The organism is Bradyrhizobium sp., assembly GCF_035935975.1.
GTDB lineage: Bacteria > Pseudomonadota > Alphaproteobacteria > Rhizobiales > Xanthobacteraceae > Bradyrhizobium.
In genome coordinates, this window is sequence record NZ_DASYWN010000006.1 from 108,877 (window position 1) to 126,282 (window position 17,406).

The 17,406-nt window shown below is 55.6% G+C and carries 8 protein-coding genes; 4 read left to right on the forward strand and 4 right to left on the reverse strand.

Annotation, left to right across the window (positions count from 1 at the left end):
- The first annotated feature begins 99 nt into the window (after positions 1-99).
- From VGR99_RS01425 to VGR99_RS01440, 4 genes are all read left to right on the forward strand, one after another.
- Complete coding sequence (locus VGR99_RS01425; RefSeq protein ID WP_326896512.1) at positions 100-630, forward strand: VOC family protein; 531 nt, start codon at positions 100-102, stop codon at positions 628-630.
- A gap of 1,613 nt (positions 631-2,243) precedes the next feature.
- Positions 2,244-3,833, forward strand: coding sequence for a recombinase family protein (locus VGR99_RS01430; RefSeq protein WP_326896513.1), 1,590 nt, complete (start codon positions 2,244-2,246; stop codon positions 3,831-3,833).
- A complete protein-coding gene (locus VGR99_RS01435) occupies positions 3,811-4,689 on the forward strand; it encodes a ParB/RepB/Spo0J family partition protein (RefSeq protein WP_326896514.1) in 879 nt (292 codons plus the stop codon). The genes VGR99_RS01430 and VGR99_RS01435 overlap by 23 nt, the downstream gene beginning before the upstream one ends.
- A 3-nt stretch (positions 4,690-4,692) precedes the next feature.
- A complete protein-coding gene (locus VGR99_RS01440; RefSeq protein ID WP_326896515.1) occupies positions 4,693-5,589 on the forward strand; it encodes a plasmid partitioning protein RepB C-terminal domain-containing protein in 897 nt (298 codons plus the stop codon).
- Between the two features lie 196 nt (positions 5,590-5,785).
- Here VGR99_RS01440 and VGR99_RS01445 read toward each other — a convergent pair whose 3' ends face one another.
- From VGR99_RS01445 to VGR99_RS40070, 4 genes are all read right to left on the reverse strand, one after another.
- Entirely contained in the window at positions 5,786-6,310 is a 525-nt protein-coding gene (locus tag VGR99_RS01445) for a TIR domain-containing protein (protein WP_326896516.1), read from the reverse strand.
- Positions 6,311-6,519: 209 nt separating this feature from the next.
- Positions 6,520-9,273 carry a hypothetical protein gene (locus VGR99_RS01450; protein ID WP_326896517.1) on the reverse strand — a complete coding sequence of 918 codons (2,754 nt, stop codon included), beginning with the start codon at positions 9,271-9,273 and terminating at the stop codon, positions 6,520-6,522.
- A 406-nt stretch (positions 9,274-9,679) separates the two neighbouring features.
- On the reverse strand, positions 9,680-15,550 hold the full coding sequence (locus VGR99_RS01455; protein WP_326896518.1) for a caspase family protein: 5,871 nt from the start codon (positions 15,548-15,550) through the stop codon (positions 9,680-9,682).
- Between the two features lie 391 nt (positions 15,551-15,941).
- A complete protein-coding gene (locus VGR99_RS40070; RefSeq protein WP_414645078.1) occupies positions 15,942-17,084 on the reverse strand; it encodes a toll/interleukin-1 receptor domain-containing protein in 1,143 nt (380 codons plus the stop codon).
- Positions 17,085-17,406 lie beyond the last annotated feature (322 nt).

The window sequence follows — 17,406 nt, forward strand, 5'->3', positions numbered from 1 at the left end:
CGGCGTCCGCGCCTCGTGGGCCGGGCGGATCGCGAGGCTGCGGGCGAATTGCGCCTGCAGCGATCGCGATGGATCGAAAAAATACCAAAGGAGACCTTCATGACCGCACCCGTCATTCGCGGCGTCAATCATATCGGCATCACGGTGCCCGACATCGAAGCCGCAAAATCGTTCCTGGTGGAAGCTTTCGGCGGCCAGGTGATCTACCAATCCTTCGGACCGCAGGATCCGCCGCGGCAGGGACCCGACTTCGAGCGGGCCGTCGGCGCTTTTCCCGGAACGGTCGTGCGCGGGCAGGCGATGGTCAAGATCGGAACGGGACCCGATATCGAGCTGTTCGAAATGCACGGTCCCGAGCAAGCCAAGCCGATCCGGGCGAGCGACTTCGGCATCACGCACTTTGCTCTCTACACCGACGACATCGATGCATCGGTCGAGCGATTCGAGAAGGCAGGAGGCACACCCCTGACCGCGCCACGCGCTATTCCCTATGCAACCGAGAAAGGTCCTAGAAACAAGGTCTGCTACTGCCGCATGCCGTGGGGCACGACGATGGAATTCATCACCACGCCAGACCGCATGGCGTATCATGACCAGACGGATCTGCGCAGGTGGCAGGACGAGGACTGAGTAGGGGCGAAAAAGGGACCCGCCCCCTTCGCGCCCATCTGCGAACGTTCGCCGTGTCCGACGGAGGACCGCTCATCAAGCCCAGAGCGTACCAAATGGACGACGTCGGCCTATTTCCGCCCCCACTAGCCTAGCTTGAATTGCTCGGTAGCGTGTTTTGTTTTTCTGGCGCATAAAGGCGCATGCCAGAATCTCATCATCGATCTTGTCAATGCGGCGCTGTTTACAGCCGCACCGAGTCGATGGCCCCCTCGCGGGAAATCGCCAGGTTCGACTGCTCGGTTTGCGGCGTAACCATGGAATCGTGGAACACCGCTTGGGTGCCCACATATCGCTTGATAGCTGGCCCCGTTCGACTGTCCCCAACCACCAACTAGCGGCACCCCTGCCGCATTAGTCAGCGATGGCGGAGTCCTTCGGCAATTCGTTCACTCTCGTTGAGGTGGCCTCAGACGAGGCGCCGCCGACGAAACAGATGTGGGTAGCTCTAGCCAAGCCCAAGCAGGCGTTGACGCTGGTCCTTGCCGCCGTTCCCGAGGGCTGGACGGCGGAAGTTGTCCCAGCGGTCCTTACCGAAAAGCAGCAAAGGCTATTCGAGGAACTAGACCTCAGTCCAGGCGACGTCTACAGGATCGATACAGAGTAAGGCTGCCTCAGTTGGCGGCCTCTTTCATTTTCAGCTCACGGTGACTTCCGCTGCTGGCCCATCGGCGAAGTTGCGCCTCGGCGGTCGGTAGTCGCCCTGCTGGCCCGACGGCGATGTTCGATGCGCTGCTAGGAAGGTCGGCTTGTCAGGGTGGACCGGAAGCCGCGATCTCGCGCAGCAAGGGCTCCCGAAGTGGACATCTGCGCCAGTTAGCAACCAGCTCGATTTCCGGCAGCCTCCAGCTCTTGTCCAAAATCACTTTCTCCGGGCCATGCAAGCCCACCGCGATGCTAATGTCATCCAACGCAGCCACTAAATGCAGTACACTTTAGACCCGACCGAACTTAAACCGGGCAAAACCGTCGTCGCGATTGCCCCGAACGCGACATCGGTCTCTTCCGCCAATCCGCCGATGAGAATAAGCCATACGCCTGACCGCGGGGCCGGCAACGACACGGCGCGGGTTCATCACGTTTGTCGGAGCGGCTGCGAAGTTAACTTATTGGAGGCAATTTGAGCACCTGCGTCTACAACGACTATCTGTCCTGGATTTCGATAACGTCGGAGAGCAGGTCGGCTGTCGTCCGCAAGCTGTTTCGTACTTCCTCAAGCCTTCGATTCGACGGAAGGGCCGGCCTCCGGGATAACTTCAGGACAAACTCGAATACCCGATCCGAATTACGCATGAGCTGCAACAGATGCTCGCCGCTCGGACCGTTTGTGCCCGACAGCCAATTTTTCGCTGTTCTTTCGTTCGCCCCTGTCCACCGCATCAACGTCTTGTGCGCTTGATGACTGTTTCCAAGCTCAGACTTGAGAATGTCAGCGATCAAGCTCGCGTAACTGAATGATGTCGGCCCGCCTCCGTCTGGAAACCTTTTGCCCGTTTTCGGAAACATGTTTCCCCCCGAGCTAAGTTATAGTTTCAAAGAGTTGATCATGCATTCTTGACGCTAGTGGGGCGACGATGTTGCAGGACACGTCTCATTCAGGCTCTGAACTAGAAACCCAGGGCGGCAAACCCGCCGCGGAATACGTGCGGATGTCGACGGATCACCAACAATATTCGACAGCGAACCAATCTCAGGCTATTCGCGAGTACGCTACTCGTCACGGCTTCAAAATTGAGAAGACCTACGAAGATAGCGGCAAGAGCGGCCTCAATCTTGATGATCGGCAGGCTCTCAAACAACTCATTGAGGATGTTCAAACCGGCGCGGCCGAGTTCTCGACGATTCTCGTTTACGATGTAAGTCGATGGGGTCGGTTCCAAGATGCGGATGAAAGTGCCTATTACGAATATATCTGCAAGCGCGCCGGCATTTCCGTCCGGTATTGCGCCGAGCAATTCGAGAATGATGGCAGCCCGGTCTCGACAATCGTCAAAGGCGTCAAACGCGCGATGGCCGGCGAGTACAGCCGGGAACTTTCGGTCAAGGTGTTTGCCGGGCAGCGGCGACTGATCGAGCTCGGCTATCGGCAAGGTGGGCCGGCCGGATACGGATTGCGGCGGCAACTCATTGACCAAAATGGCTTGGCCAAAGCAGAGCTTTCCCGTGGCGAGCACAAGAGCATCCAAACCGATCGCATCGTACTGATTCCCGGGCCTGACGAAGAGATCGAAACGATCCGCTTCATCTACGAAGCCTTTGTCTCCCAAGGCAAAAGCGAACGAGAGATCGCTGACCTGCTCAACGGCAAAGGCCTCCGTACAGACCTTTCGCGAACCTGGACGAGGGCCACCGTCCATCAGATCCTCATCAACGAGAAATACGTAGGTAACAATGTCTGGAACAGATGCTCCTGCAAGCTGAAGGGGCGCCGGGTCCATAATCCGCCTGAGCGCTGGATCCGACACGATCAGGCTTTTGAGCCGATAGTTGACGAAGATGCTTTCAGATCGGCCCAGACAATCATTTCTGATCGGTGCAAGCGTTATTCTGATGAAGAGCTGCTGGATGTGCTTCGCGGGCTCCTGGAGCAGCACGGCTATCTTTCGGGCGTGATCATCGATGAGCTGGAAGTCGGACCGTCCAGCAGCGCTTATCGCACGCGTTTCGGCAGTTTGGTCCGCGCTTATGAACTCATCGGCTTCAACCCGGACCGGGACTACCGCTACATCGAGATCAATCGTGCGTTGCGGCGGATGTATCCGGACTTCATTGCATCGACGATTCGCGGGATTGAAGAAATCGGGGGCCAGGTTCGGCAGGACAGCGAGACCGACCTCCTGTCGGTCAACGATGAATTCACCGCCTCGCCCTGTCTGGTCCGCGCGCAGGAGACGTCGGCAGGCTCGTATCGCTGGAAGGTGCGCTTCGATGCCGGACTACGGCCGGACATCACCGTGGCGATCCGGATGAACCAGATGAACAGCGCTGTGCTCGACTACTATTTGCTACCACGGTTCGAGATGGAAGCTGATCAAGTTGCGCTTGCCGAACACAATGGGCTGGCGCTCGACGCCTATCGCTTTGACACCCTCGAGATGCTGTTTGAACTCGCGGCTCGCTCACAACTGATGGAGGTCAGCTATGGGATCGGCTCAGTGCATTGAGATCATTCCGATAGGAGCCATTGACGTCGTCAATCCCCGTGTTCGCAACCGCCGGATCTTCAATGAGATCGTCACCAGCGTGGCCGAACTCGGGTTGAAGCGTCCGATCACCGTTAAGCGAAAGCTGGGAGATGGCGAGCCACATTACGATCTTGTCTGTGGGCAGGGCCGGTTGGAGGCTTACCAAACCCTCGGACAGCGCGAGATTCCCGCCGTGGTAATCGACGCGACCAACGAAGACAGCGCGATTATGAGCCTGGTCGAAAACTGCGCCCGGCGCCAGCACCGAGCCATCGACCTGCTGCACGACATCGATGGGATGCGACAGCGCGGCTATGAGTTCGACGACATCGCACGCAAGACCGGTCTTAGCCTTGAATATGTCAAGGGCGTGAGCAGCCTCCTTGAAAGCGGCGAGCATCGGCTGCTCAGGGCCGTCGAGGCCGGACAGATGCCCGTCAGCATTGCCGTCATGATATCACAGGCCCAGGACAGCGATATCCAGTCCGTGCTGCAGCAAGCCTATGAAGAGAGGCTGTTGCGAGGCCAGCGGTTGTTAGCAGCCAAGAAGCTGATCGAGCAGCGCCGACGTCGGGGCAAGGGCTATAAGACCGGTCCACGGCGGACCGATGGTGCGCCGATGAGTTCGAACGCGCTCTTGCGCGCCTACCGCCAAGACGTCGATCGCAAGCGGGTCCTGATTCGCAAATCCAACAGCACCAGGGCTCGCCTGACCTTCATCCTCGAGGCCTTGCGCAAGCTCCTGGTCGAGCCGGAGTTTCTCGCAATTTTGGAGGACGAAAGGCTGGACACATTGCCCAAAAATATCGCGCTTCGCTTGCACGGGCAGGCCTAAACCATGGCAAGACGGCCCCATATCTCCGTTCGCATGAGCTTTGAGGAGCGGACGGCCGTGATTAGACTGGCCGATATTCAGCCCCTCAAGCTGGTGTCCGAAGAGGTGAAGCGGTCGCCCAAATATCGACAGATCGCTGCTTCGGTTGGCGAGATCGGGTTGGTCGAGCCGCCGGTCGTAGCCCGAAGCCGTGATGGCCAGGGCAAATTCCTGTTGCTGGATGGCCATTTACGGCTTGAGGTCCTGCGAGACCGCGGTTTGTTGGAGATCGAATGTCTGGTCTCGACTGAAGATGAGGCTTTCACCTACAACAAGCGCGTCAATCGGATCGCGATCATTCAGGAGCACCGGATGATCCTGAAAGCGGTCGAGAACGGCGTCTCGGAAGCGCGGATCGCCAAGGCGCTGAATGTCGACGTTGCCAGCATTCGCCGACGTCGAAAACTCTTGGACGGCATCTGCGCCGAGGCGGTCGATTTACTCAAAGAGAAGCACCTGACGCTCAATTCCTTCTCAGAGCTGCGCAAGCTTGCACCAATTCGGCAGATTGAGGCAGCAGAGCTGATGATCGCGATGAACAATTTCTCCAACAGCTATGTGCGTTCGCTGGTGGCGGCGACGCCGCGCAATCAGCTGGCGGCCGGCTACACCCCGCGCACCCCGAAAGGCCTGTCAGATGAGCAATTGTCGCTGATGGAACGGGAGTCAGCCTCGCTCGCACGCGAGTTCAAGGTGGCCGAGCAGACCTATGGCACGGATCATCTCGATCTGGTGCTGGCGGTCGGTTACCTCTCCAAGCTCTTACGCAACGGCCGGGTGGTCGGCTATCTTGCCAAGCATTTCCAGGAACTACTGTTTGAATTCCAGCGCATCACCGAATCCGAGGCCAGCCCGGCTTGAGCCGCTCGATGACAATTTGAATCGAGCTGGCGACATTCGCGTATGCCTTGTTATGGAAAAGCTCGGCCAGCAAGCCGATGCGTCCATTACAGACCTGCATCCTAGGATTTACCTAAGCGCTGACTACATTCGCAGAAAGAGTCACCACCGCCCGGTCAGATCCGGGGGCGGCACACGAAAGCCTCTCGATATACGCTCATGCATTACGCAGCCGCCGACTTCTTACGTTGTTGATTAAGCTATTTTCCCTGAGCTTGGCAGCCGCGATGCAAGCATCGAGCTTTGCAGCACCAGATGTTACGGATTCCCAACTCTCCCACAGCGCGTATCCAGATACGATGTTATCGTGCAGCCGACCGGGAACCGTAACTTTACCGCCGCTCACTGGCGCCGTTGGTAACCTAACTCCAATCAGAGCATGGTTCATTTCCAAGCTGGCATCGATTTCCCAGTCGACGTATTTGCGCCCCCACGTCTGCGCACCGACCAATACGATAGTGCAGGAGGTTCCTTTGATAAAGTCTTCCCGGATGCGTCGCCTTACATACTCAGCGTTATCGCTATCGATGGCACGTTCCAACGAATTGTCATAGATCGTTTCATAAGCGTCATGGAATACACTCGAGAACTTATCATAAAAAGCTTGGTCACCTCCGTGATGGTAGCTGACGAAAACCCTATGCTTAACAGCGAAGAGCGCTCCAATTTGACTATAGGTCATTGTCCATCCCGATGCCGAAATAGCAACTGCTGAGAACGCCGCGACGAGAGCTCAACACCCTAGGCGACACAAGATTCCGACTTAAAACCCTGCAATCGTGGCGGCCTCCTATCCCCTACACCGGCAGGGCCGGGGTTCCGAGCCTTGGCAGCCGATTGCGGAACGCCACGGCAAGCCCAAAATCGTGTCGGATCCATGTGTTTCTCACCTCACGGCAATGGCTCGAGCATGCTCTTCCCGATTTCAACAAACCATTGTTCTAGTTCGACACTATTCGCCGTCGCGATAGCAGGTCCCACAATTGCCGGAAGAAACATTTTGTCCCCTATATGCTCGCCCAGGCTTCGATAAGCCTCGAACTGTGCCTCCGTAAAGAATTGATCTGCTGTGGAATGATGCGGGAAGGCCGGCTCGTCGATTCTATAGCGGCGGATGAATTCCCCTTCATTGCCAGTGAGCGATAGCTTCAGATAGATCAAATAGCCGAAGTTCTCCGGACCGTCGCGCGAACCGGACGGATACCGTATGCGGCAAAACGCAAAGTGCGAGTTGCTCAAGCCCTCATCGTTCAGTCGCAGAGGATCAAGACCGATGTCGAGCGTGACACCAAGGTCAATGAAGGCCAAGCGCTGCAAAGTTGTTAAACCTTGGAAAGTCATCTTGGAATCCTGCTCTCCGTCAATGGCAACGATGAATTTGCAACGACGGCGTAGCAATTCGTAGATTCCTAGATTCTCGATATGTCCTCCATCTGAAATGTTCACATAAGTTCGCTTCTCGTTCGCCCAACCAAACATCTCCTGCAAAAGATAAAAGAGACCAGGCGGCGTTTCGCGCGCACGACGTCGGAGAGCTGCGGGATTTCGAATCCAATATCCAAGACGAACATTGAATATGGCCAGCCAGAAGCTCAGATTTCTGATCGTCCCTAGCCCCATCTGCGGAGCGGCAGCCGCTCCGGAGACCGTCATCGCCGTCCCGAGATCGAGAGCATGGTTCGCGGCTTCCCAAGAGCTTGTTGGCGAATAATCCAAGAGAGGACTACCGGAGAAGTAGGGACTGAAAAGGAAGAAGTCCGTCAGTCGACCTTGCATGGCTGGATTTTGTGAGGCGGGAACATTAAGCGCACAATTGATGAGATGATAGGGAACTCGCCCTCCTTGGGCACACTCTGACACTCGCAGCGATACGCTGCTGACTAAACTGGCATTGGGATCGCTCGGATTGAGCTGCAAGAGATACGCCTCACTGAGTTTGCGCTTGTAGTACCGATTTGGAGAAGTGAAATTGATGTCAAAGAAAAAGTAGAACAGAACTGGCCCACCAAATGTCGCAGCAATCACTCCGAAGATGACCCAAGGAGAAGCTAAGCCGTATCCCGAGGCGACGAAATCGTAGACATACTGCTCAAGTCCGAAAAACAAGACGGGAGCAGCGAGCGCCGACAACCCTATCAAGACAGGCCGAATCAGAGGAAATCGACGTCCGACTAGAACTAGCAACCCCGACGACACCAAGGGCACCGCAGCAGCGCACGCTATCACTAGTCCGTTCGAACTACCGATGAAGTGCAAATAGCTGAGCCCCTTCCAAAATAGCAGGCCAACCAGGCCGATACTGGCGATTGTCATTACGGCGTCTGCCAGACTCTGCGCGCTTGGCGACTTTTCGGCCACCATCGACGTCAAGAATGCCGCTGCTGCAGTTGTCGCAACTGTTAGACAGGCGGACTTCCATAAGCTGTCGATCGGCAAAGCTTGACGAAGACCATGTTCCGCGACTGCAGCGACGAGAGCCAGATACGCAAACCCGAGACCGTTGAGGGCCATTCCGTAAACTTGAGTGAACGCCATCTGCAGACGCTCCCATAACCGTCCAGTTACCAGATATTTGCTGTGATGACGGACATAGCGGAGCGCTGCAGCCTCTCCGTCTTGGCGACGAAATGGCAGATCATTTCGAAGCAATCCGACCTGAGGCTGCTCATCGCCCTCTTCGTCTCCTATTTTCGAGCTCGGTCCGTTAAGGAACGTGGTCAGAAACGTCCCGAGGTATCCACCGCCGGAGACAGTCGACAGATAATCAAACTGAAAAAGAAGATTGCGCCGAGCCAAGGCAACAAGCACTCCAAGCGCGAATGTGGCCGAGCGAATGCCGCCGCCGGAAATGGCCAACGCCGTTGCATGTGGCCGATTTACCCAAGCCGCAGAATGCCCCCCCGCCCCCTCGGCCTTAGGATTGCCTGTAACGGCCGCGCCGCTCAAGGTGATCCCGCCATCAGTCGCGTGCGTCGATTGTTCGAGACGCCACTGATAGTAGCGACGTCTTTCTTTAATGGCCTCCATTTCTTTAGCATTTATCTGCTCCGCTGATCCGCGAGAAAGACCTCCTAGCTTAGGGTCGATCCCCCACCCTAACGATTGCCCCATCTCTTCGGTGATGCGCTTGTCACGATCGCTCTCGATGTTCTCCTTAAACGATTGAGTAGGCGGTATCCCATCGCGAATCTCGACCAGTAGAGCGTCAAAGCGTATCAGCAACCTCTGAAGCGCTAGTAGCTCATCTCGAAACACGTCCGATGCATCGGTCGCAGAAAGCCCACCGCGCTCGCTTTGTCGATGCCATCTAGCGGTGAAAGGCCTGACATGTGTGTTGATGACGTACCAACTAACCGCATCCGTTAAACGCGATCTTGGATGCGCTTGAAATATCTCACGTGCCGCACCAAAAAGCTCGTACACGCTTTTGAGCGCGGCAGCCTCCACTCCATCGGAATAATACAGACGTTGAGTAGTTATTCGCGACACCAGTTGCATGTGCAGCTTCGCAGCGGAAACTGTGTCATCGGCACTTTTTGGATCGTCATGGAGGGGCCATGTCTGGTTTCCCCAATGATCGAAAAATGCTTCGTCGAACAGCGCATAGCGAGCAAGATGATCTCGCCATGTAGACTGACTGCCCAATTGCGCCTCCGATTTTATGCCATTTCAAGATTGAGCTCGCGTGCGCGTAATCAGCAACTTATTGGGCCAAACTCAGCCTTGGCAAGCCTAGGAGCCAGCACGTCGTTGCCATCGGATCGGGTCGCTACTGGCAGCGCGCTGGTCTACGGATTCGAACCCAACATATCCTTACGGAAGCTTGATAACGCCGCTCGGGCCCTCGAACGGCTATCGGCCGAACACGCCGAACGAAGCACCTACCCCTCCAGACCGCTGCACAGCGCTCGGGCAGGCATTCCGGCTCGCTCGCCTGATCAGGAAGAGCTCCCGCGGGAGCCGCGGGAATTGGCTGCCAAACGATTAAAGCGACTGACATCGGAGCCGTTATGCGGCGACACCTCTGTAGGCAGAGGTATCATTTCGATAGCTAGAAAAGCGGAATTTCTCCAACCATCTGCGTGCGCGCAATCCAGGGGGTTTGGTCGCCATGCGTTTCTGCAACTATTGCCGATTTTAACGCCGCATACAACTCAGACTGCTCTATCGTCCCATTCGCATTAGTATCCGTCTTATCACGATTCAGAACGGCCTGCATAAGTCGTACAGTGAAGGCGCCTCCGCCGCCATCCCATTCTTGCCCCTCATTACTGAATTGGCGTCCTTTTGAGGCCGCCAAGACTGTGAGGGCAGCACGACCGGCTATCAGATGACGAACGGCATCGTCGTTGGTCGCCGCCCCCTCAATTGAGCCCGAATGACACGCATCTATGAAAACGAGAACCCGCGCCTTAGAACCATCGATCTCGCGCACGATGTCGTCCCATGATGCCGCGGTGTCTGCCAGGCGGCCTAGAGATGTTTCTCGCGTGGCGAGGTAGAATTTTCCGGCTCGATCCAACAAGCCATGGCCAGCAGCAAAGAGCATGATTGTGTCGTGCTCGTTGGCGGCGGCCACCAGTCGATGCAGAGCCTGCGGAAGCACATGGCGGAGGTCGGCTTGGTCCAGAATTCCCTGGGACTCGACACGTGAGTAGTAGATGCCCCGAGCGGCCTCAGCTGCTCTAATGAATCTCTGAGCGTCTGCCTTGGCATAATCAAGCGCAGCAAAACGAGGATCTGTGTAGGTGTCGGTTCCTACCGCTAGGACAAACAAACGTCCTTGCGGGTGCGCTGGAGCGGACCTGTCGGTCGGTATTGGGATCGTTTGAACCGCGCTCTCCGTGCCCGACCTGTCGATAGCGACAGCCGAGATCCAACGCGTTTCCGGCTTGACGGTCACGGCAATTGATTGCCGCACGACTTGACTCGTGAACGCGCGCTCCAAAACTTGCCGCCCATCGCTATAAATGCGGACCCCGGTCACATTGTTTTGCGAGTGAGATTCCACCATCAGCTCAAGATCGATACTCTGGTCGGATCTTGCCTTGACCCTACCGCCAAGCGCCAGAGAAGGAGGGAGTTTAATGGGCAGATCTTTGTAAGGAGCCACCTCGCCTCTTAGTAAGGCGGCTATTATGTCCGGTCGATGCAGCGACTTGGCGAACTGTTGAAAGGAATGAAAGCCGGCCAGCCCTGGAAATCTGAGAAACAGGTGCTGCGCGGCTTCCGGAGTGGCATCATAGCGCCAATGCTCATCGTAAAGAACGATTTCGTCATCGACAAAGTAACCGGCCAGGATGTGAGCTTGGCTCGCCAGATCGTAAATATGGAATTGCCCGTCAGAATTAAGCTGCACGATACGCTTAGCGTCGGTAGTGAGAAACACTTTGTCCGTCAAATATCCGCTTCGAGAGTTCTCTATTACAGACGCCACCTTTGATGCGACTAGATCATACACGACGAGAGACGGATTACGACCATTTGAGGCGATTAGGACGTATCGATCGTGCGACAGAGTCAAACGCAACGGCGACGGATCATACGTAGAGAGATAATAGGACAGTTTCTTGCCTCTCCACAGCTGCTCCGTAAGCCAAATCCATGATCCACTCTTCGCGCCAGGCGTCTGGCGCAATATAATTAGATGCCCGTAAGCATCCTGCGCACTCCCATTGGTACATTGGTTCTGTAGAGCAACAAGCTTTGCCCGCGAAACTTTCCAAGACCACAGTGAATGCACATTGCCGGGATACAGATGTCCTACGCTCTCCATACATCCCGTAAGGAAGCCTGATCCAATCTTGCGCGTATCAAAGAGCGTCGACGAGCCATTTATCTCGCTTTCCACGCGGATCTGCACCGCTCTACCAAAACGGTCGGCTGCGGATACATAGTCGCCACTATAATCGCGGGTCTCGCTGGGGGCGTGCATGACTTCGCCAACCGAGCCGGGCTGCAAGTATACTCTAAACGGCTCGAGCCGGCGGCGAAATCGCTCCGGGAGACTTAAGGGTGCGGTATCCGGGCGTCCGTCATCATAAGCTCTCGTGGCTCGAACAGCGCGCAGCTCCCCGCTTGAAGCAAGCGTCGATGCAAGGGCATCATCGAGCTTGACCGGCTTCGGGGAGTGCCTCTCGATATGAACGCCCTGATCAGGATAGTAGCTGTGACTGAAAGGCTTTTCATTTGCGGTAAGCCAATGATTGCCATCACGGCCGTCCATTGGGTAAGAGGGTATCACAGCCTCGGCGTCAAAGAACTGCTCGTAAGCGGTGTTATATTGAGCAGCCAGACCAGTGAGAGGTTTGTCGGCCTTCTGCGCTTCCTTCGGCTTCACCATAACCAAGCTAGCACTTGTCCAAAGGTCCCAAGGGGTGAACCCTCCATCGGGAGCCTCGCTCTCCCTAGTGAGCGATTCGCGGTGGTCCAGCATGGCGGTGGCCCACGATCCCGCTGGTCCGGATCTAGTCGTCAGGACAGCCAAATTATCAGGATCGAGGGCGACATTTTGTTGCGGCGCACCGCATGCATGACACGCGTCGCTCGAAATCTCGCTTGGTTCTCTGGCGATCAAAGTCGGTCGCACCTGTATGTTTCCATACACGTTGTATCCAAGTATCACGGCGGAATCGTTTAAGGCCCAAGCAATTGCGCCGAAACGATAGTCGCGAGCTTCATAACCCTCTTCTCCGAAGGAGCGCCGGATCGAAGAGACAATTTCTCCGGTGTATAGATCTACAATCTCAACAGATGCAGTGTCCGCCTCGGTTCGCGAACCTCCAAACGCAGCAATAAATCGCCCGGTAGGAGAGAAATTGGGCTCCTGGCCGGGACGTTCTACGATAAGGGCGCCCGTATGAGCATCAATGACGCGATAGTACCCTGAGAAGTCGCGTAAGATGTACTCTCCCGTCCTGGAATAGGTGACACGGGTAGGAGCATCGACACTGAAGCGGTCTTGCACGAAGAGTACTGGCTCTCGAGCTCGAACCTCTTGCACAGCTCTCCAAGACTCGTTCGTCAAAACGACAGCTTTGTCACCCGAGAAGTCGGCAGCATTTTTCGATTCCGGTCGAAATTTTGGAACTTCGATCAACGCCCACCTAATATCCATGGCACCGATGTCGTAAGCGCGAACAATCAAGCTGCCATTAAGGAGGGCCGCACTCTGATGGAGCGGCACGATGACGCGTGTCCGATCCTTCCAATGCGATATGCCAAATGGCGCGCGTGCCTCTGGTGTCAGTGCTGCAAATCCATTTCCCTCGAATCTTACGCGAGCGGGAAACGAAACAACGAGATAGAGCGGCGAATGACAACCCGCAGCGGGAGGCCGAGTAGTTCGCCAGCTCACACTAATTGGCGTTCCAGCTGGAATAGCGCCCTTTGTCGCAACCCGCACTTCAACAGCGGGAACTTTGGCATCACCACCCGTCAAATGGCACGCGCGTGCCAACCCGCCACCACCAGGGAGAACCTCTACTGCAGATACGCGAGTTCTTTCTTTGGATACCGACCGCCATTCGTCCACCGCTTGGGCGCCGTCAGATCCGCCTGCAACTACCTTCGCGTAAAGCGAAGTTGTATCGCCAATATCCACAGTCTCGGACACTTTGGCGAGGACAGCTGCGACGTATGGATTCCCGTTATCCGCGATTGACTGCCACAGTGACCGATGCGCCGCGGGAAGATTTCGCCATATTTCCGCGCCAGCTTCGAGAATCGACCGAAACTTTCGATACTCGAGTGTAAAGAGCTTATCTAGCTTACCATCGTTTTCCAGAAAAACGGACCATGGACCATAATTGACTTCAGCTTGCCAAAGACCTGCTTCAAGCGGAAAGGAATTCGCCGAGAAAGCTTTCAGCACCGACGAGCGTTCAGCGCCGTTAATCCGTCCCTCGAGCAGGGCCGCGTACAGATAGTATTGAGCCCACCACCGGATGCCGTCGTCCTTCGTTGACGCTATTGCTTCGAGATAGTTGGTTACGAAACTTTCATCCGCGGCCCGCGCTCTTGCTCCATACACATCGATCAGCCGCGCCAGTCCGTACGATGTGTCTGCAAGTCCCGATGTGCGCGCGGCCTTCAGATAGGCGTAGGCCTGCCGCACTCCTTCGTCATCCGACGCGTCCATGGCGAGATGCCACGCTCCCAGAAGATGAGCGTTCTCATATCCTCGTCGCCCGAGTTCGATGACGACGTCCGAAAATGTTTGGTCGGGGTTCTTCTTGAAAAGATCTCTCGGATTGAAGACAATATCTAGCGCTGCCAATCCATTATTATTTCCACTCTTCTCAAAATACTTTAGTAGCCAGTCGGCCGCATCAGTTACTTGCTTAGGTCCGCCCTTCCCTTTTTCCTCACGCTTGGCAAGCTCCAGCATGGCCTCTTTCAGGCCCTTACTGGCAGCCCGACGATAATATTCAGTGGCAAGGGTTTCATTCTTGGGCTGATCCGCGCGTCCAGAATCCAGTATTGTGGCTATGCTAACGTAACTTTCGACATCGCCCGCATTTGCTGCCTGCTCATACAACGATATTCCACGACCGACGTTCGTCGGAAGTCTGCCGCCGGCTACGAACTCATCCGCGAGCTCCGTCATGGCTTTTATCTGCCCCATGCCCGCCGCACGTTCGAAGAATTGCACCGCGATCTCGGTGTTACGCTTGACATCTTGACCCTCGAGAAATTTCTCAGCAGCCGCGAGAACGGCGGCAGGATCACTGCTTTGGCCCGCCTGACGGAACATTGAAACCGCCCCTGTCTCAGACTCAACGATTCCATCTCCCTTCGCGTAAGCTTCGCCAAGCTTGATGGCCGCCTGCCCATCTCCAATCTTTGCGGCAATCTGCAATAGATCAGCAGCATGAGCTTTGGACACGTCCACCACTTTAGCTTTCCCCGTCGCATAAACTGCAGCTAGTTGCACAAGCGCGGGAGTTGGTGGCCGATTAGCTTGCCGCTCGATCGCAGCCGCTTGCTCCAGGAGCTTCAAGCCTAGCAATGGGTCCTTATGCGTCTCTCCCGATTCGAAGTAAAATTTCGCAAGCTCGGTCATCGCACCGGAGTTTTGCGTTTGCGCAGCTAAACTTAGTACGGTGAGTTGAGCGTCTTTGTTGTCAATTTCCTTGAGGGCGCTGGCGGCCGGCTTTGATTGAGATACGGGGCGAGCCGCTAAGCTACGATAAAGCTCACGTGCCTTGGGAAGATCGCGCCCCCCCAGCCGACCACTTGCCAACATGGAAGCATAAATCAGAATTGAATCTGGGTCGCCATATCCAGCCCCTCGATCGAGATACTTTCGAGCCGCCTCGGGATCGCTATTTGGCAGCCTCTTATCGATGTGGAATTTTGCCATCAAGGCCAGCGCCGGTCCGAAGCCCGCGTCCGCCGCCTTAGAGACCAGAACAACGCCCTGGCTAAACTCTTTTTGATTGCGAGTTAACGACTGCCCAACTGCGTATTGAGCTGGCGGAAAACCTCTATCGGCAGCTTGGGCGTAAAGCTTGTTGCCCTCATTTTCGTCCTTGTCGACGCCCTGCCCTTGAATGAAGAGATTGCCAAGACGCATCAATCCTTCTGAATCACCAGATGCGCTCGAACGCCGCGCGAGATCCACAGCTTCCTTCAGATCGACTTCAGCGCCACTCTTTTGCAGAGCACGAGCCAGATATGCTTGGAGTGACGGGTTATTGGAGTGATCGCCGAGAGCTTTGCGGCATACAGCTATAGCACTTGCGGCGCTGATCTCTTCGAATGATATACCTTTGCCGGCTATCGGATAAGCGGCAACGTCACGGCAAGCCGCGACATCGGTCGCGGTCTCCGCATGAACTATTCCGAAACTCGCAAGCACGATTCCGACTGCGATAACAACACTTCGAAGCGCTCCAAGTAAAATGACGACTAGACGCATGACTAGCCTCAGCCTCGGGATGAAAATCTGAAAACAGCAATTCTGCTATGATGGCAAGAAAGAAGCTTGGACGCAACTACAAGCTGCTTCTCGCGGTCTAACGCGATGGGGAATTACTTCCTAGGCGCTGTTTCCGTTCCGGTCGATCGAACCGTGAAGCCCTCAGGTTCTCGACAGTCACACTTTCCGCATGGACCAAGTACCTCGCAGGCCTGCCCGCGAATACGCCGTTTCATAGCCGCGCCCGGCGAACCTGTCGAAGACTGAGTAGCATCTTGAGGCTCTTCAGTTCGGCTAGTCGACGATATCGACGAGTCTTGGCCCCTTGCTGAACCACCGATCGTGACAATCACGATTAGACCTACGAATAGGAGCGATCGCATATCCGCTTTTACCTCACATCTCGGCAGCGAGGTTGCCAGGTAGGCGGACGTGGATTCTGATTCGGCTTATAGCCAAGTTGTAACATGAGCGCACGCGCACCGGCAGTGTCCAACTCGCACGCTAGCTCGCGCCTGAGCTCAGAGGTCCCTCCGTCAGCGACAACCAGCTTAGCGCGCATTGTTACCTTCATGCGGGCCGCGTCGATCAGCACGGCATCGATCAGTTCTTTCCACTTCACCGGCGTGTTGGACACAGGCAAGTACATCGTCTCACGTGTCTCCGCTATCTCTCCCGGCCTCAGATTTTGCGACTTAACGCTGCTACGCTGGCATAACCAATCCGAGCACCTGCCATCAGACAGGGAAGCACCGCCGATTTCCACAATGTAAGCCCACCTATAATTTTCCTTTCTATCGCCGATCTCTAAATCCAAATCCTCTTCTATAATCTGAACTGATGGCGATCTCGTGTTTCGACTACTATAAGCGATTGGGAGAGTTATCGTTACGGGAGATGAAATCCAGAATGCATCCGAGCCGGCCTTCCCAAAATCCGACGGCGGGCGCTCTCGTGGCCGAAAATGGACGTAGTCAGGCCGAACGATCGACACGTCGGAATCAGAAAAGGGAGTTGGATTCGCAATGCCGCGGAGAAGAGCTGCTAGCCCTATCAAAAGCCCTGCTGAAATTGCCAAACAAGACCAACAAGCCAATTTGATCTTGCCAGCGCGTTCGAACATTGCAACGATTTCGGCCGGCGCGCTGCCCGACACAACTGCTGGAGCCACGCTGGAAAGATACGCAGGCAACATTTCAGGCGCCAGGTCTGGGTCAACGATAACTGATATCACCCGTCCTACCGGAGACGGCCACGCCTGTCTGGCAAGGTCTATCTCAGTTAGGGTATACTTTCCCGGCTGGATGGCCGCACGACTTGCCAGAAACAGAAAGCGATCTGAAGATCGGATCTTGGCTCTGATGCGGTCATTATAATCGCTCGCAGCTTCTAGACTGTGCCTGTCGAAGAAGACTTCGTGACCACGATTCACTAGCGCCTGGCAGACTCGCTCAGCGAGCGCATGCTGTTCCGACGAATAACTTAGAAATATACGCAACCTTGAGCAGTAACTCGGCAACAATCTCTTCAGCATGGGCGCGCCAGCGAACTTCTATTCTTTAGTGTAACCAGTCTGCCAATAGTTGCCAATGGAGCCTTTACCACAAAGTCCTGCGTAGCGTTCGCAAGCAGGCGGCTGCGGCTAGCTGATCGGCTGGATATGCCGAACGCCTCGCAAAGATGCTCGACTAAGGGCAAATCTGGCATGGATGGCTTTTGTTCCACCTCAAGGAGTTCGGCGTCTCCTCCGTTTGAACACAACCCGACGTCAGCATGACTGCGTCTTTGACTCGCAAAACAAACGTTATGGAAATACTCGGCCAGCGGCCGCCTCTGTTGCGGTCGAGTCCCTCCAA